At 62.4% G+C, this 16503-nt stretch carries 17 protein-coding genes and 1 tRNA gene; 6 read left to right on the top strand and 12 right to left on the bottom strand.

Annotation, left to right across the window (positions count from 1 at the left end; translation table 11 throughout):
- Positions 1–12 precede the first annotated feature (12 nt).
- From pth to ACSSU5_RS14435, 7 genes are all read right to left on the bottom strand, one after another.
- Complete coding sequence (gene pth, locus ACSSU5_RS14405; protein ID WP_008099045.1) at positions 13–597, bottom strand: aminoacyl-tRNA hydrolase; 585 nt, start codon at positions 595–597, stop codon at positions 13–15.
- Positions 598–676: 79 nt separating this feature from the next.
- Complete coding sequence (locus ACSSU5_RS14410) at positions 677–1270, bottom strand: 50S ribosomal protein L25/general stress protein Ctc (RefSeq protein ID WP_264310324.1); 594 nt, start codon at positions 1268–1270, stop codon at positions 677–679.
- A gap of 122 nt (positions 1271–1392) precedes the next feature.
- The gene (locus ACSSU5_RS14415; RefSeq protein WP_003247410.1) at positions 1393–2334 is read right to left on the bottom strand and encodes a ribose-phosphate pyrophosphokinase; all 942 of its coding nucleotides are present in this window, start codon (positions 2332–2334) and stop codon (positions 1393–1395) included.
- A gap of 48 nt (positions 2335–2382) precedes the next feature.
- A tRNA-Gln gene (locus tag ACSSU5_RS14420) sits at positions 2383–2457 on the bottom strand.
- 19 nt (positions 2458–2476) lie between these two features.
- Positions 2477–3337 carry a 4-(cytidine 5'-diphospho)-2-C-methyl-D-erythritol kinase gene (gene ispE / locus ACSSU5_RS14425; RefSeq protein ID WP_264310323.1) on the bottom strand — a complete coding sequence of 287 codons (861 nt, stop codon included), beginning with the start codon at positions 3335–3337 and terminating at the stop codon, positions 2477–2479.
- A 3-nt stretch (positions 3338–3340) separates the two neighbouring features.
- Complete coding sequence (gene lolB, locus ACSSU5_RS14430; RefSeq protein ID WP_264310322.1) at positions 3341–3958, bottom strand: lipoprotein insertase outer membrane protein LolB; 618 nt, start codon at positions 3956–3958, stop codon at positions 3341–3343.
- Between the two features lie 4 nt (positions 3959–3962).
- The gene (locus ACSSU5_RS14435) at positions 3963–5684 is read right to left on the bottom strand and encodes a tetratricopeptide repeat protein (RefSeq protein WP_492559150.1); all 1722 of its coding nucleotides are present in this window, start codon (positions 5682–5684) and stop codon (positions 3963–3965) included.
- 206 nt (positions 5685–5890) lie between these two features.
- Here ACSSU5_RS14435 and hemA point away from each other — a divergent pair, with 206 nt between their 5' ends.
- From hemA to ACSSU5_RS14465, 6 genes are all read left to right on the top strand, one after another.
- Entirely contained in the window at positions 5891–7168 is a 1278-nt protein-coding gene (gene hemA / locus ACSSU5_RS14440) for a glutamyl-tRNA reductase (protein WP_264310320.1), read from the top strand.
- Positions 7165–8247 (top strand): peptide chain release factor 1, encoded by a 1083-nt coding sequence (gene prfA / locus ACSSU5_RS14445; RefSeq protein WP_264310319.1) that lies wholly within the window; start codon positions 7165–7167, stop codon positions 8245–8247. The genes hemA and prfA overlap by 4 nt, the downstream gene beginning before the upstream one ends.
- A complete protein-coding gene (prmC, locus tag ACSSU5_RS14450) occupies positions 8247–9077 on the top strand; it encodes a peptide chain release factor N(5)-glutamine methyltransferase (RefSeq protein ID WP_492559151.1) in 831 nt (276 codons plus the stop codon). Before prfA ends, prmC begins: the two co-directional genes overlap by 1 nt.
- Positions 9071–9826 (top strand): molybdopterin-synthase adenylyltransferase MoeB, encoded by a 756-nt coding sequence (locus ACSSU5_RS14455; RefSeq protein ID WP_264310317.1) that lies wholly within the window; start codon positions 9071–9073, stop codon positions 9824–9826. Before prmC ends, ACSSU5_RS14455 begins: the two co-directional genes overlap by 7 nt.
- Complete coding sequence (gene murI, locus ACSSU5_RS14460) at positions 9819–10616, top strand: glutamate racemase (protein WP_264310316.1); 798 nt, start codon at positions 9819–9821, stop codon at positions 10614–10616. The genes ACSSU5_RS14455 and murI overlap by 8 nt, the downstream gene beginning before the upstream one ends.
- Before the next feature lie 106 nt (positions 10617–10722).
- On the top strand, positions 10723–11241 hold the full coding sequence (locus tag ACSSU5_RS14465) for an acyloxyacyl hydrolase (RefSeq protein WP_264310315.1): 519 nt from the start codon (positions 10723–10725) through the stop codon (positions 11239–11241).
- A gap of 18 nt (positions 11242–11259) precedes the next feature.
- Here ACSSU5_RS14465 and ACSSU5_RS14470 read toward each other — a convergent pair whose 3' ends face one another.
- The 5 genes from ACSSU5_RS14470 to ACSSU5_RS14490 all read right to left on the bottom strand — a co-directional run bounded on the left by ACSSU5_RS14470 (position 11260) and on the right by ACSSU5_RS14490 (position 16337).
- A complete protein-coding gene (locus ACSSU5_RS14470; RefSeq protein ID WP_264310314.1) occupies positions 11260–11958 on the bottom strand; it encodes an SDR family oxidoreductase in 699 nt (232 codons plus the stop codon).
- The gene (gene phrB, locus ACSSU5_RS14475) at positions 11955–13397 is read right to left on the bottom strand and encodes a deoxyribodipyrimidine photo-lyase (protein WP_492559152.1); all 1443 of its coding nucleotides are present in this window, start codon (positions 13395–13397) and stop codon (positions 11955–11957) included. The genes ACSSU5_RS14470 and phrB overlap by 4 nt, the downstream gene beginning before the upstream one ends.
- Positions 13388–14287: a MerR family transcriptional regulator gene (locus ACSSU5_RS14480; protein WP_492559153.1), complete on the bottom strand. Its 900-nt coding sequence runs from the start codon at positions 14285–14287 to the stop codon at positions 13388–13390. Before ACSSU5_RS14480 ends, phrB begins: the two co-directional genes overlap by 10 nt.
- The gene (locus ACSSU5_RS14485) at positions 14277–15245 is read right to left on the bottom strand and encodes a YbgA family protein (RefSeq protein ID WP_492559154.1); all 969 of its coding nucleotides are present in this window, start codon (positions 15243–15245) and stop codon (positions 14277–14279) included. Before ACSSU5_RS14485 ends, ACSSU5_RS14480 begins: the two co-directional genes overlap by 11 nt.
- A gap of 105 nt (positions 15246–15350) precedes the next feature.
- Positions 15351–16337 carry an NAD(P)/FAD-dependent oxidoreductase gene (locus tag ACSSU5_RS14490; protein WP_264310310.1) on the bottom strand — a complete coding sequence of 329 codons (987 nt, stop codon included), beginning with the start codon at positions 16335–16337 and terminating at the stop codon, positions 15351–15353.
- Between the last annotated feature and the right edge of the window lie 166 nt (positions 16338–16503).

Here is a 16503-nt window from a genome sequence, read left to right on the forward strand (position 1 = left end):
CTCTCTAGGAAATCAGGCCTTCTGGCTGTGCAGCTCGCGCATCGCCTTGGCGAAATCGCCAGCGAGGACATCTGGCAGCACGCCGAGGGCAAAATCGATGCTGGCATCGAGCTTCTCCTGCTCGGCGCGCGGCGCGCGGCCCAGGACGAAGTTGGAGACCAGTTTGGCGTCACCCGGGTGGCCGATGCCAAGCCGCAGGCGGTGGAAGTCGTTCTGGTTGCCGAGCTGCGCGATGATGTCGCGCAGGCCGTTGTGCCCACCATGGCCGCCGCCGCGTTTAAGCTTGGCGACGCCTGGAGGCAGGTCGAGTTCGTCATGTGCCACCAAAATCGCTTCCGGCTTGATGCGGAAGAAATTGGCCAAGGCCGCCACGGACTGGCCGCTACGGTTCATGTAGGTGGTGGGGATGAGCAGACGAACGTCGTTGCCCTGATGGCTGAATTTAGCCGTCAGGCCGAAATACTTGCGGTCAGCGGTCAAGGAGACGCGCTGGGCGCTGGCAATGCGTTCAACGAAAAGAGCCCCTGCGTTATGCCGGGTCTGTTCGTATTCGGGGCCGGGGTTACCCAGGCCAACGATCAACTGGATGGCGGTCACGTCAGGGGCTCTTCCTTGGAGTTGGTGGGTTACAGGGCGCGGGGCACTGTAACCCGATCAACACCGGCGTGCGAGTGGATTACTCGGCAGCGCCTTCAGCTTCTGGAGCAACGCGTGGCGCGTGAACGTTGGCAACAGCTTTGTCATCACCGTGGGCCAGAGCGACGAACTCTACGCCTTTCGGAGCTTTCAGGTCCGACAGGTGGATGATGCTGCCGACTTCGGCGTTAGCCAGGTCAACTTCGATGAACTCAGGCAGGTCTTTGGCTTCGCAAGACACTTCGATCTCGGAAACAACGTGCGAGATCTCGCCGCCTTTCTTGATCGGGGCTTCTTCGCCGATGAAGTGAACCGGAACCTTGGCGGTCAGCTTCTGGCCAGCAACGACGCGAACGAAGTCAGCGTGCATGATGAATTGCTTGGCAGGGTGACGCTGCATGGCTTTGACGATGACGTTTTGCTTGACGCCGTCAACGTTCAGTTCGATCACGTGGCTGTAGGCAGCTTCGTTTTCGAACAGCTTGGCGATTTCTTTCGACACGATGGTCAGGGATTGAGCTTCTTTATCGCCACCGTAGACAACGGCAGGGATGCTCAGCGAGTGACGCAGGCGGCGGCTCGCACCTTTCCCCAGGTCAGTACGCGCTTGGGCGTTCAGGATGAAATCAGTCATTTTGCTTCTCCAAAATAGCCATCTCCCGCAGGCGTTTGCGACCAGCGCCAAACGGGGTGGGCAAAAAAGCCCCGCCCCAACACATGCTGGGGCGGGGCGCTTCACATCAATACGTATTCCGCTTAGCGGAACATCGCACTGATCGATTCTTCATTGCTGATGCGGCGTACCGCTTCAGCGACAACCGGTGCGATATCCAACTGGCGGATACGGTCACAGGCTTGAGCAGCGGCGGACAGCGGAACGGTGTTGGTCACCACCAGCTCGTCCAGTACCGACTTCTCGATGTTCTCGATCGCGCGGCCCGACAGGACAGGGTGCGTGCAGTAGGCGTAAACCTTGGCAGCGCCGTGTTCTTTCAGGGCTTTGGCCGCGTGGCACAGGGTGCCGGCGGTGTCGACCATGTCGTCTACCAGGATGCAAGTGCGCCCTTCGACGTCGCCGATGATGTGCATAACCTCGGAGTGGTTAGCCTTCTCGCGGCGTTTATCGATGATACCCAGATCGACGCCCAGGGACTTGGCGACGGCACGTGCGCGCACGACACCACCGATGTCCGGGGAAACGATCATCAGGTTCTCGAAACGCTGGTCTTCGATATCGTCGACCAGTACGGGCGAGCCGTAGATGTTGTCGACAGGAATATCGAAGAAACCCTGGATCTGGTCAGCGTGCAGGTCGACGGTGAGTACACGGTCGATACCTACGACAGTGAGCATGTCAGCGACGACTTTGGCGCTGATGGCTACACGTGCCGAACGCGGACGGCGGTCCTGGCGGGCGTATCCGAAGTAGGGAATCACGGCGGTGATTCGGGATGCTGAGGAGCGGCGGAAGGCGTCGGCCATCACTACCAGTTCCATCAGGTTATCGTTGGTCGGGGCACAGGTCGGCTGAATAATGAAAACGTCTTTACCGCGAACATTTTCATTGATCTCAGTGCTGATCTCGCCGTCGGAGAATTTACCGACAGAGACGTCACCGAGAGGGATATGCAGCTGACGTACGACACGCCGAGCCAGATCGGGGTTAGCGTTCCCCGTAAAGACCATCATCTTGGACACGCGCAGTACCTGAAGGCTGAGGGTATACCTGGATGAGTATAAGGAAAATGGCAGGGGCGGCTGGATTCGAACCAACGCATGGCAGGATCAAAACCTGCTGCCTTACCGCTTGGCGACGCCCCTGTATCTGTTGCTGCGAGCACTAGGCACTCGACTTCTTGACCAGACTTTGCAGCTTGCGATGCAACATCGAAACATTGCTTCCTTTCGCCACAAACCCTGTTTGGGTCGCTGAAAGAAGGGCCAGAACTTTATCAGCTTCGGCTTTGTTTGGGAAGGCCCCAAACACACAACTTCCAGTTCCGGTTAGCCGAGCTTCAGTGAATTTACCCAGAGAATTCAATGCGTTTCGAACTTCTGGATAACTCTGCTCAACCACCCGTTGGCAGTCATTTCGACTGTTTCCCTCGGGAACGGGGCGCATCTTAAGGGGGAGGGAATCACGTGTCAACTGCGGATGTGAAAAAATTTCTACAGTACTGACAGACACTTGCGGCACCAGCACGACATACCAGGGTTCGTCAGGGTCGACCGGGGTCAGTTGCTCGCCGACACCCTGGGCAAATGCCGCGTGGCCGCGAACGAATACCGGCACGTCCGCGCCCAGGCTCAGGCCCAGGCTGGCCAGGCGATCCTCATCCCAGTCCAGTTGCCACAAATGCGCCAGCGCCAGTAGCGTGGTCGCGGCATCCGAGCTGCCGCCGCCGATACCACCGCCCATGGGCAAGACCTTGGTCAGCCAGATGTCGGCGCCAAGGCCCGTGCCGGAGTGTTCCTGTAATTGGCGTGCGGCGCGCACGATCAGGTTGCTGTCGTGGGGCACGGCCTCGATTTCGGTATGCAGGCGGATCACGCCGTCTTCACGCAGGGCGAAGCTCAGCTCGTCACCGTGGTCGAGGAACTGGAACACCGTCTCCAGCTCGTGGTAACCATCCGGGCGGCGGCCGATGATGTGCAGCCACAGGTTGAGCTTGGCTGGGGCGGGCAGGGTAAGGGTGCTCATAAATCAGTGCCCCAGCTGGCGTGGCTGCCAGTCCTTGACCACCAAGGTGACGTCGATGTCCTTGCCGTGCAGTTTCAGGCGCTCGGGCAACCAGTAGCCGTTCTGCTCGGTATAACTCAGGTACTGCACCTGCCAGCCATCCTGCCGCAGGCTGGCCAAGCGGCTGTCGCCGTCCAGGGTCAGCTGGCTCTTGCTGTCGGGTGCGGGCAGGCCGCGTACCCACCAGACCAGGTGCGAAACCGGCAGTTGCCAGCCCAGCTGTTCTTCCAGCAGCGCCTCGGGGCTGCTGGCTTCATAGCGGCCCTGGTTGGCCACTTCCAGCACCACGCCACCGGGGCGGCCGGTCAGGCGGGCAGCGCCACGGCCCAGCGGGCCTGCCAGGCGGATGTCGTAATAGTCCTGGCGCTGCAGCCAGAACAGCGTGCCGCTGCCGGAATCGCGCGGGGCGCGGATGCCGACCTTGCCGTTGATCTGCCAGCCATCAAGGGTGCTCAACTGCGCTTTGTGCTGGCGCCACTGTTGCGGGTTGCCTTGGCCCTGCAGGGCTTCGCGGCTACCAAAGCCGGCACAGCCCGCGAGCAGGGCGATCAGGGTGAAGGTGATGCAATGGCGCAGGAACATGGCGTTAAAGAGTCTCTGATCCGGTCAGGCGCAGTACGGTCTTGCGCAGGATGGGGCTGTCGGGCTGGGCTTCGAAGGCTTTGGCCCAGACCTGGCGGGCTTCGCGGCGTTTGCCGTTGGCCCACAGGACTTCGCCCAGGTGAGCGGCCACTTCATGGTCGGGGAAGCGTTCGAGTGCCTGGCGCAGGTAGCCTTCGGCTTCGTCCAGGTTGCCCAGGCGGTAGGCGACCCAGCCCAGGCTGTCGAGCACCGCCGGGTCGTCTGGGGTGAGCTGGTGGGCCTTGTCGATCAGCGCCTTGGCTTCGGCGTAGCGGGTGGTGCGGTCGGCCAGTGTGTAACCCAGGGCGTTGAGGGCCATGGCGTTTTCTGGCTCGCGGGCGATGATGGCGCGCAGGTCTTTTTCCATCTGCGGCAGGTCATCACGTTTTTCGGCCAGCATGGCGCGGGTGTACAGCAGGTTTAGGTCGTCCGGGTAGCGTTGGATAGCCTGCTGCAGCACCTGGTTGGCCTGGGCGTCCTTGTTGTTGTTGCTGTAGCTTTCCGATTCGATCAGGTACAGCTGGATGGCGATGTCCGGCTGCGCTTCGCGGGCTTCGGCGAGCAAGCGCGAAGCCTCGGTGCCGCGGCCGTTGGCAATCAGGATGTCGGCCTGGCGCAGTTGCGCCGGCAGGTAGTCGGGGCCCGGGCCGACCAGGGCGTATTCGCGCAAGGCGCCTTCGGGGTCGTGGCGCTCCTCGCGGATGCGGGCCAGGTTCAGGTGGGCGGCGTCGACGTTGCTGTCACGCTCGATCAGCTCCTGCAGGTAGCCTTCGGCTTCGTCCCAGTCTTTGTTTTCCAGGCAGACCAGGGCCAGGGAGTAGCGCAGCTCGTCATCCTCGGGGTACTGCTGGACCAGGCTGATGAACTCGCCCTTGGCATCGGCGATGCGGTCCTGCTCGACCAGGGTGCGGGCGTAGGTCAGGCGCAGGCGTTTGTCATCCGGGTTGTCACGGATTGCGCCACGCAACAGGGGCAGAGCCTCTTTGCCGCGGTCGAGGGCTTGCAGCAGGCGGGCACGCAGCAGAATCGGGGCAATCTCGCCGTTTTGCGGCGGATGTGCCTCGAGCAGTTCGAGCGCTTCTTCGGTCTTGCCGTCCTGGTTGAGCAGCAGCGCCTTGCCAAACACCAGCTGGCTGTTGTCCGGGTACTTGACCAGCAGGCGTTCGAAGCTCTGCAGCAAGCCATCGCGGGTGCTCTGGTCAGTCTCGGCGGCCGACAAGGCAAGGAAGTCGAAATGGGTATCGCCCTGGCCCTGCAGGACTTTCTCCATGTAGACCATGGCATCGTCGTAGCGGCCGGCGCGGGCCAGCTGGATGGCGCTGGCGCGCTGGGCGTCGAGGTTGTCCGGGTCGTTGCGGGCCCAGATCAGTGCGTTTTCCAGGGCGGGCTCGTCGGCGCCGAGGTATTCGGCGATGCGGTAGGCGCGTTCGGAAACCCCAGGGTCCTGGGTTTTCTCGGCCTGGTCGGTGTAGTTGGCCAGGGCGATGTCGAAGCGGTTGCGCTGGCCGGCCAGCTCCGCCACCAGCAGGCTGTAAAGGGTGTCTTGCTTGAACGATCCGTACACCACGGGTTTTTCGGCTTCGCCCGCGCCGGCCTCGGCAACGGGAGGGTCGGCCTTTTGCGGGGCCAGGCTCTGGCAACCCTGAAGCAGGGCGAAGGCAAGCAGCAGTGCGTAGGGTCTGTTCATAGAAGGGCTTAAAAGGACTCACCGGCGGTCGGGGCATGATGACACAAGCGCGGTGGCAAACCCACCTGCGAAGCATTTGGTTAACTGCGACCATGGCAGGGGCGGGCAGGTTCCGACGCTCCTGCACGACAATAGCGAACGGTGGTTGTTCTGGAACCTGCGAAAGAGGACAATTATCGGCTTCTCGTCACAACCAGCGACCTTGCATGGCCTTTCTTGCACTTGGTATCAACCATAAGACTGCCTCGGTAGACGTACGCGAGCGCGTGGCGTTTACCCCAGAGCAGCTGGTGGACGCCCTGCAGCAGCTCTGCCGACTGACCGCCAGCCGTGAGGCGGCGATCCTGTCGACCTGCAACCGTAGCGAGCTTTATATAGAGCAGGACCACCTGTCTGCCGAGGCCGTACTGCTTTGGCTGGCCGATTATCACCGCCTGAGCCTGGATGAGCTGCGCGCCAGCGCCTACATCCATGAAGAGCACGATGCGGTGCGGCACATGATGCGCGTGGCCTCGGGCCTCGATTCGCTGGTGCTCGGCGAGCCGCAGATTCTCGGCCAGATGAAGTCCGCCTACGCCGTAGCGCGTGAGGCCGGCACGGTCGGCCCGCTGCTCGGGCGTCTGTTCCAGGCTACCTTCAGCGCTGCCAAACAGGTGCGCACCGACACCGCGATCGGTGAAAACCCGGTGTCGGTGGCGTTTGCTGCGGTGAGCCTGGCGCGGCAGATCTTCAGTGACCTGGGCCGCAGCCAGGCCCTGCTGATCGGTGCCGGCGAGACCATTACCCTGGTCGCCCGTCACCTCCACGAGCAAGGCGTGCGCCGTATCGTGGTGGCCAACCGCACCCTGGAGCGCGCCAGCATTCTGGCCGAGCAGTTCGGTGCGCATGCCGTGCTGCTGGCCGACATCCCGCAGGAGCTGGCCAACAGCGACATCGTCATCAGTTCCACCGCCAGCCAGTTGCCGATCCTTGGCAAGGGCGCGGTCGAGAGTGCGCTGAAGCAGCGCCGGCACAAGCCGATCTTCATGGTCGACATCGCCGTCCCGCGTGACATCGAACCGGAAGTCGGCGAGCTCGACGACGTCTACTTGTATACCGTCGATGACCTGCACGATGTGGTCGCGGAAAACCTCAAGAGCCGCCAGGGCGCCGCCCAGGCTGCCGAAGAGCTGGTGTCGGTGGGTGCCGAAGATTTCATGGTGCGCCTGCGCGAGCTGGCCGCGGTGGACGTGCTCAAGGCTTACCGCCAGCAGAGCGAGCGCCTGCGCGATGAAGAGCTGCAAAAAGCCCAGCGCCTGCTGGCCAACGGCGGTAACCCCGAGGATGTGCTGGCCCAACTGGCCCGGGGCCTGACCAACAAACTCCTGCACGCGCCAAGCGTGCAGCTGAAAAAGCTCTCGGCCGAGGGCCGCCTCGATGCGCTGGCCATGGCCCAGGAACTCTTTGCCCTCAACGAGGGCTCGACGGACAAATCCTTGCAATGAAAGCGTCGCTGCTGAACAAACTGGATATTATCCAGGACCGCTTCGAAGAACTGACCGCACTGCTCGGTGACGCTGAGGTCATTTCCGACCAGACGCGTTTCCGTGCCTATTCCCGCGAATACGCCGAAGTCGAACCGGTCTACGTTGCCTACAAAGAGTGGCGCAAAGTCCAGGGCGACCTTGAAGGAGCCCAGGCGCTGCTCAAGGACAGCGACCCGGACCTGCGCGAAATGGCCGTGGAGGAAGTGCGCGAAGCCAAGGAGCAACTGCAGGTGCTGGAGTCGCAGCTGCAACGCATGCTGCTGCCTAAAGACCCCAACGACGGGCGCAACGTGTTCCTCGAAATCCGCGCTGGCACGGGTGGCGACGAGGCAGCGATCTTCTCGGGCGACCTGTTCCGCATGTATTCACGTTACGCCGAAAAACGCGGCTGGCGCCTGGAGATTCTCTCCGAGAACGAAGGCGAACACGGCGGCTACAAGGAAATCATTGCCCGCGTCGAAGGCGAAAGCGTCTACGGCAAACTTAAGTTCGAGTCGGGTGCGCACCGCGTACAGCGGGTACCTGAGACCGAGTCCCAGGGGCGCATCCACACGTCCGCGTGCACTGTGGCTGTGTTGCCCGAGCCGGATGAGCAGGCGGTGATCGAGATCAACCCGGCCGACCTGCGCGTGGACACCTACCGCGCCTCCGGCGCCGGCGGTCAGCACATCAACAAGACCGACTCGGCGGTCCGCATCACCCACTTGCCCACCGGTATGGTGGTCGAGTGCCAGGAAGAACGCTCGCAGCACAAAAACCGTGCCCGTGCCATGTCCTGGCTGTCGGCCAAGCTCAACGACATGCAGACCAGCGCCGCACAGAACGCGATTGCCAGCGAGCGCAAGCTGCTGGTGGGTTCCGGTGACCGCTCCGAGCGAATCCGCACCTACAATTATCCACAGGGCCGGGTCACCGATCACCGCATCAACCTGACCCTGTATTCGCTGGACGACATCCTCGCCGGTGGCGTAGACGCCGTGATCGAACCGCTGTTGGCCGAGTACCAGGCCGATCAATTGGCCGCCCTGGGGGACTGATGACCATCATCGCCAGCTTGCTGCGCAATGCGCAGTTGCCCGAATCGCCCACCGAGCGGCTGGATGCCGAACTGTTGTTGGCCGCGGCCATCGGCAAATCGCGCAGCTACCTGCACACCTGGCCCGAGCGCATCGTCAGCAGCGAAGCTGCCGAAACCTATGCCGGTTATCTGCAACGCCGCCGCAGTGGCGAGCCGGTCGCCTATATCCTCGGGCAGCAGGGGTTCTGGAAGATCGACCTGGAAGTGGCGCCGCACACGCTGATCCCGCGTCCAGACACCGAGCTGCTGGTCGAAACCGCCCTTGAGCTTCAGCCTGCGACACCGGCCAAGGTGCTCGACCTGGGCACCGGTACCGGCGCCATCGCCCTGGCCCTGGCCGGCGATCGCCCGGCCTGGCAGGTGACGGCGGTGGACCGGGTGGAGGAGGCTGTTGCATTGGCCGAGCGCAACCGCCAGCGCCTGGGCCTGGGTAATGTCCAGGTGCGTGTCAGCCATTGGTTCGACAGCCTCGGCGATGAGCGTTTCGACCTGATTGTCAGCAACCCGCCCTACATTGCCGACGCAGACCCGCACCTGGTCGCGGGCGACGTGCGCTTCGAACCCAGCAGCGCGCTGGTGGCGGGTGCCGATGGCCTGGACGACCTGCGCGTGATCATCGCCCAGGCGCCGCAGCACCTGCAGCCCGGTGGCTGGTTGTTATTGGAACATGGCTACGATCAGGCAGCGGCGGTACGCGCCCTGCTGGCTGACCAAGGCTTTGACGAGGTTGCCAGCCGCAAGGACCTGGGCAGCCATGAACGCATCACCCTGGGGCGCCTGCCATGCTGAGTGATCAGGAACTGTTGCGCTACAGCCGGCAGGTGCTGCTGGCTCAGATCGATATCGACGGCCAGCTGCGGCTCAAGCAGAGCAAGGCACTGATCGTCGGCCTCGGTGGGTTGGGCTCGCCTGTGGCGCTGTACCTTGCCGCGGCGGGTGTGGGTGAGCTGCACCTGGCTGACTTCGACACCGTCGACCTGACCAATTTGCAGCGCCAGGTGATCCACGACAGCGCCAGCGTCGGCATGAGCAAGGTGGACTCGGCGCTACAGCGCCTGGAGGCGATCAACCCTGAGATCAGCCTGGTCGCTCACCGCCAGGCGCTGGACGAGGATTCGCTGGCCGCCGCAGTGGCTGCAGTCGACCTGGTACTCGACTGCTCCGACAATTTTTCCACGCGCGAGGCGGTCAACGCCGCCTGTGTCGCTGCCGGCAAGCCGTTGGTGAGTGGGGCGGCGATCCGTCTCGAAGGCCAGCTTTCGGTGTTCGACCCGCGACGTGACTACAGCCCTTGCTACCACTGCCTGTATGGCCATGGCAGCGAGGATGAACTGACCTGCAGCGAAGCCGGCGTCATCGGCCCGCTGGTGGGGCTGGTAGGCAGCCTGCAGGCGCTGGAAGCCATGAAGCTGCTGGCCGGGTTCGGCGAGCCGTTGGTGGGCCGCCTGCTGCTGATCGATGCCCTCGGCACGCGCATACGTGAGCTGCGGGTCAAGCGCGACCCGGCCTGCGCAGTCTGCGGCAAGCGCGATGGCTGAGCGTTCGGCGCCGATTGGCGTGATGGACTCGGGGGTCGGCGGTTTGTCGGTGCTTGCCGAGATCCAGCGCCTGCTGCCCAATGAATCACTGCTGTATGTGGCCGATTGCGGGCATATACCTTACGGTGAAAAGTCGGCGGATTACATCCGCCAGCGCTGCCGGCGTATTGCCGAGTTCTTCCAGCAGCAAGGGGCCAAGGCCTTTGTCCTGGCCTGTAATACCGCTACCGTGGCGGCCGTTGCCGACCTGCGCGAACTGTACCCGCACTGGCCGCTGGTGGGCATGGAGCCTGCGGTCAAGCCCGCTGCCGAAGCTACCCGCTCCGGTGTGGTTGGGGTGCTGGCCACTACCGGCACCTTGCAAAGTGCCAAGTTCGCGGCGTTGCTCGACCGCTTCGCCAGCGATGTGCGTGTGGTCACCCAGCCTTGCCCAGGGCTGGTCGAGCGGATCGAAAGCGGCGACCTGGGCAGCCCTGCATTGCGCCAGTTGTTGCTTGGCTACGTGCAGCCGCTGTTGGCGGCTGGCTGCGATACGCTGATTCTCGGCTGCACCCATTACCCCTTCCTGCGCCCACTGCTGGCCGACATGGTGCCGGCAGATGTGGCCATCATCGATACCGGCGCCGCCGTGGCACGCCAACTTCAGCGGCTGCTGAGCGCGAGCGATTTGCTGGCCGAGGGGCCGGCACTGGATACCCGCTTCTGGACCAGCGCTGACCCGCAATCCCTAAGAGAAATCCTACCGTTGCTGTGGCATAAGTCCGACAGTGTGCAAAGCTTTACGTTGTGAAAAAAACGTGAAAAGCAACTGAACTATCGTACCACTGCCGATTTCTACCGGTTTGCCTGGCATGAGGCGAACACTAATAACAGCATCAGAAAGAAGGATGTTTCTTATGAGGAAACTGCTCGGCTTGGCGGCGGCTGCCGTCTTTACCTTGGGGCAAGCACTGTCGGCACAGGCTGCCGATGTTTCGTTTTCGGTGGGGCAGACCGGTGACTCGACCATGGTCTACCGGCTGGGGCTGCAGTCTAACTGGGACGCGAGTTGGTGGCAGAGCAGCGTTGGCCGCCTGACCGGTTACTGGGATGGCGCTTACAGCTACTGGGATGGCGACAAGACGGCCAGTAATCACAGCCTCTCGTTTGCACCGGTATTCGTCTACGAGTTCGCAGGCGAATCAGTAAAGCCCTACATCGAAGCAGGGATTGGCGTCGCAGCGTTTTCCAGTACCGAGGTTGAAAGCAACGAACTGGGTTCGGCGTTCCAGTTCGAAGATCGGATTGGTTTCGGTTTGCGCTTTGCAGGTGGGCATGAAATTGGCGTGCGCGCCATTCACTATTCCAATGCCGGCATCACGCAGCCCAACGATGGTGTAGAGAGCTACAGCCTGCATTACCGTATGGCGCTTTGAAGCACGGCGCCTACACGGTCAATGTGACAATGGCCACAAGCTGTTCAGGTCCAGCGTCTCCAGCACCAGTTCCGGTTCGCGTTGCGGTAATCGGCGCAGCAGTTCCTCGGCAGCACTCTGCGCCGTCCATGCCTCTGGTATCGCTTGCGCCGCAGTCACGGGTGCTTTCAATGATTGCGGCCCCACCACCGTCAGCGCGATCTGCAGATTGTCGAGCACCAGGCGTTGCTCGCGAAGCCACTGTGCAGTGCTGTTGAAGCCGCTGGCAACCTGGGTGGGTGCAAACAGCTGCGAGGCCGAGTAGCGATTGAGGATTGCCATCACTTGAGGCGCATCACCCTTCGCCAGCAGCGGCAAGGCACTGGCCAGGCAGTGTTCGCTGGCCAGCAGGTTGCTGGAGGCGATAGCCTCGAATAGCTCGTGGTCGGGGATGTCGTCGGCGAGGTAATCACCGGTACCGGCATTGATGATCAGGCAGTCCAGCGAACCCCAGGTGTTCAATAGCAACTGGCTGGCTGCATCGACCTGATCCAACACCTGTAACTGGCCCGGTAGGCGCAACAAGTGCGGGGCGAACTGTTCGCCCAGTGCATCCAGTGCTTCACATTCCCTGCCACTGGCGGCCACCCGGTACCCGTGTTCGAGCAACTGCTGGACCAGTGCCAGCCCCAACCCGTTACTAGCCCCTGTTACCCAGAAACTACGCGCTTTGATCACGATACTGCCCTCTGGTCCTGCCGGCGCGGAAGGCCTTTGAAGGCTTCCAAGGCACGTTGGCGACTGCTGCCGAGATCGACAATTGGATTGTGATACGAATTAGTAGCAAAAAGATCTGCAGACTTCACGGGCTGATGAATGGCTTTCTCATCCAGTGCCTGCAATTCCGGCACCCAGTGACGAATGAAACGCCCTTGCGGGTCGAAGCGCTGAGACTGCGAGACCGGGTTGAAGATGCGGAAATAGGGCACGGCATCGGTCCCGGTGGACGCGCTCCACTGCCAGCCACCATTGTTGGCTGCCAGGTCACCGTCTATCAGGTGGCGCATGAAATGCCGTTCGCCCTTGCGCCAGTCGATCAGCAGGTTCTTGCTGAGAAACATGGCGACGATCATGCGCAGGCGGTTGTGCATCCAGCCGGTGTGCAGCAATTGGCGCATGGCCGCGTCGATGATCGGAAAGCCGGTGCGCCCCTGTTCCCAGGCCGCGAGGTCTTCAGGCGCATCGCGCCAGGGCAAGGCTTCGGTCTGGGCGCGGAAGGCGCGGTGCCGGGAAACCTGTGGATAACCCGTCAGGATGTGCTTGTAGAACTCCCGCCAGAGCAACTCGTTGATCCAGGTCTGGATGCCGGTGCTGCCGCTGTCGAACTCGCCACGGTTGCAGGCCAAGGCGCCGTGCAGGCATTGCCGGGGCGAGATCACGCCAGCAGCCAGGTAAGCGGAAAGCTGGCTGGTGCCGGGCTTGGCCGGGAGGTCACGCAGGTGCTGGTAGTCGTCTACTGTTTCATCGAGAAAGCGCGACAGACGGCCTTGTGCCTCGGTTTCGCCAGCCGGCCAGTAGTCGCGCAAGGTGCGCGAGGGTGTGTCGAAGCCGTCCACGTGTTCGGGTATTGGGTCGCTTGCGATCGCCACAGGCGCCTGGGGCTTTACCCGTCGGGCTAGCGCCGGGAGGCTGCGGTGCAAGTGTTCCAGGCAGTTTTTCTTGAACTGGCTGAAGACCTGAAAGTAATCACCACTGCGGGTCAGGATCGTGCCCGGACGGAAGAACAGTTGGTCGAGATAACTGTGCGCCTGAATTGCGGATCGTTGCAAAAGCACACGCACAGCCTGGTCCCGACGCTGTTCGTTGATGCCGTATTCGTCATTCCAGTGCACGCTTTCGATCCGATACTGATGGCATAGCGACATTATCGCGACTGGCGCTTGCTCCCAAGTGTCAATCGAGCGGATCAGCAGTGGAATGTTGAGCGCGTCCAATGAATGGCGTATTTCGCGCAGGTTACGCAACCAGAAGTCGACTTTGCAGGCGGCGTCGTCGTGCGCTTGCCACTGGCCGGGGCTGAGCAGCCACAGGGCGAGGGTCGGGCCGCGTTCACAGGCGGCGCTCAAGGCGGTGTTGTCTTCGATGCGCAGGTCGCTGCGCAGCCAGATCAATTGCATGGCGCATTCATCTCTACAGGCCGGCGGCCATTGCCTTGAAGCACACGCAATGCCGCCTGCGGGGTATCGAACAGGAAGAGGTGGGGGAGGTCGAGGGCGGTCAGTTGCGTTTCATGCAGGGCGAGCGTGGCACCGCCTAGCAGTTTCGTCCCTGACATTCCCTGCAGCGTGCGCTGCAAGGCCTTGATGTCGATGCGTGGTCCCAGGTGCAGGAGCAGGGCGCGGGGTTGCAGCGCGGTAATCGCCCGTTGCAGTTGCGGCCCACCCACCGGTTGTTCCAGCACTTCAACAGGGATGCCGTTGCTGCTGAGCAACCAGGCACACAGCCACAGACCTGGGTCGAAGGCACGCTCGCTGTCTTCGGCCAGCAGCACTGCCGCGCCTTGCAGCAGTTGGTTGTCGTGATACACACGGGCGCCGAGCTTGCTGCGCAGCCAGCTGTGGAAAAACACCTGTTCGAGCCGTGCATTGAAATAGTTGCGCCAGCGCAGGTCCAGGCTATCGAGCAGGGGGAGCAGCAGCTGTTCGCACAACGTGATGGCGGGGTAGAGCGCCATGGCCTGGTTGAGTTGCTGGTCGAGTGCGCGTTGCGAGAGGTTGGCGATGGCCTCGATCAACTGCGCCTGTCGCGCCTGCCAATCGCTTTGTGGGGCGGTGTTGGCCGGTTTGTCGAGCAGCTCGCGCACTTGCCCCACCGATGCGCCGCGCTGCAGCCAGGCCAGGATCGCTTCGACCCGTTCGACCTGCGCGATGGAATACAAACGATGCCCTTTGGCGGTGCGTTGCGGTTTGAGCAGGCCATAACGACGTTCCCAGGCACGCAGGGTGACCGGGTTGACGCCGGTGCGGCGGGCGAGTTCGCCGATGGGCAGCAGGCTTTCAGACGGCATTGCGCAGCCCCAGGCTTTCGGGGTGTGGCTGCAGGTAGGCCTGCTGCATCAGATAAGGGTCGGGGTGTTTGCGCAGGTGATGCTTGAGCAGGGTCAGCGGTACGATCAGCGGTACCACGCCCTGCTGGTACTGGCTGATGATGGCCTGCAGTTCGGTTTTGTCCTGCTGGGTCAGTGCATCCTTGAAGTAACCGCTCAGGTGCTGCAGCACGTTGCAATGCGTGCCACGGCTGGCGCAGCGGCGCAGGGCCTGCATCAACTGGCTGAAATAGCGTGGGCCGATGAGCCGTGGGTCGTCATCCCGGCTCATGCTGCCGAGCAGTCGCCCCAGTGTACGGTAGGCATCAGGGTTGTTGGCCATCAGCAGGTACTTGTAGCGCGAGTGAAAGCGCACCAGTGCGCCGCGGCTCAGGCCCTCGGCCAGCAGGCGCTGCCAATCGGCATAGGCGTAGACGCGGCTGATGAAGTTCTCGCGCAACACCGCATCGTGAAGGCGGCCTTCTTCCTCCACCGGCAGGTCTGGGCGAAGGCTGCAGAAGGCCTGGGCATACACACCGCGCCCGGCATGGAAAGCGGGGTGGCCGTTGTCCTGATAGACCTTGACCCGCTCCAGCCCGCAGGAGGGCGATTTTTGCATGAAGATGTAGCCGCAGATATCGTCGAGCTCGCCGGCCATCTGCTCGCCATAGAGGCGCAGCGGCCCGGTGAGGTCCATGCCGGGGTTGCGGGTGCCGACCACTTCCGGTTGCTCAGGGTCGCCCACCAGGCGAATAGGATCGCGCGGGACACCGAGGCCAATAGCGACTTCAGGGCAAACCGGTAGCCATTCGAAATGTGCTTCGAGTTGCGTGCGGCACAGGTCGGATGCCTTGTGCCCGCCGTTGTAGCGCACACTGTGGCCAGTCAGACAGGCGCTGATAGCGATGCGAGGCTTGCTGTGGGCGGAAGGGGCTTGCATGGCTGTCTCCGAAAAAACCTGTACGCATAAACTATCTTGTACAAGTTTATTCCAGCACAGCCGTGACGTTATGCAAACTAGTTTTTTTAGAGCCTCAAGGCCCGGTCAATCGAGATGCTCCAGTAGCCGTCGGGCTGCTTCCTGGCCACTCAGCCAGGCGCCTTCGACGCGCCCGGACAAGCACCAGTCGCCACAGGCGTACAGGCCTTGGTCGGCATCCGCCAAAGCGCCCCACTCGTGGTTGCTTGTCGGGCGTGCATACAGCCAGCGGTGGGCGAGGGCGAAGGTGGGGGCCGGCACCACGCAGCCGACCAGTTCGGCGAATTCGCCCCACAACTGCTCGATCACCTCTTCCTTGGACAGGTCGATATGCTGCCTGCTCCAGTTCGAGGTGGCATGCAGCACCCAGGTATCGAGTTGCTCGTCACGCCCAGGCTTGCTGCGGTTGCGGGCTAGCCAGTCGAGCGGGTTGTCTTGTACGAAGCAGCCTTGCATCGGGGTGTCCAGTGGCGTCTTGAAGCCCAGGGCAACGGCCCAGGTGGGCTCCATCTGCACGCCGGCGGCCACGGCGGCGAGTTTGGGCGTCGAGGCCAGCAACGGGGTGGCCTGGGGCGCGGGCACGGCAATCACCACGCGGCTGAACGGGCCGTGGCTGCAGCCTTCGGTGTCTTGCAGGTGCCAGTACTGTTTGCCGCGGAACACTTCAGCGATACGGCAGCCAAAATTGACCGTCACATCCTTGAGCAGGCCACGGGTGATGGCGCTCATGCGGGGCACCCCAACCCAGCGAGTCTGCTCGTCAGGAGACGGTGTGAGTTCGCCGTCACGGTAGTTGTACAGTTGCGGCTTCCATTGCGCTGCCCATCCCGCAGCGACCCATTGCTGGACCTGATCGACGAAGCGCCGGTCACGGGCAGTGAAGTACTGGGCGCCAAGGTCCAGCGCGCCAGCATCGCTGCGCTTGCTGGCCATGCGCCCGCCACTGCCGTGGCCTTTGTCGAACAAGTGCACGGATTGCCCGGCCTTTTGCAGCGCCTGGGCGGCGGACAGACCGGCGATACCGGCACCGATGATGGCAATAGGTACTGTCATGATGGCCTCTTCAAACCTTGCTGTGAGCAGACTACGCTGTCAGGCAAACCTGTACAATGCACAACTTTTGTATAAGGTTATTCCGCTTTATAGAGCAGGTTGGCCTATGTTTATCCGAGAGCGTCGGGTCAAAAAAGTGCCTTGTTTTAAAAATAGACCACAGCCG

The organism is Pseudomonas sp. E1MeOHC2 (assembly GCF_058745025.1).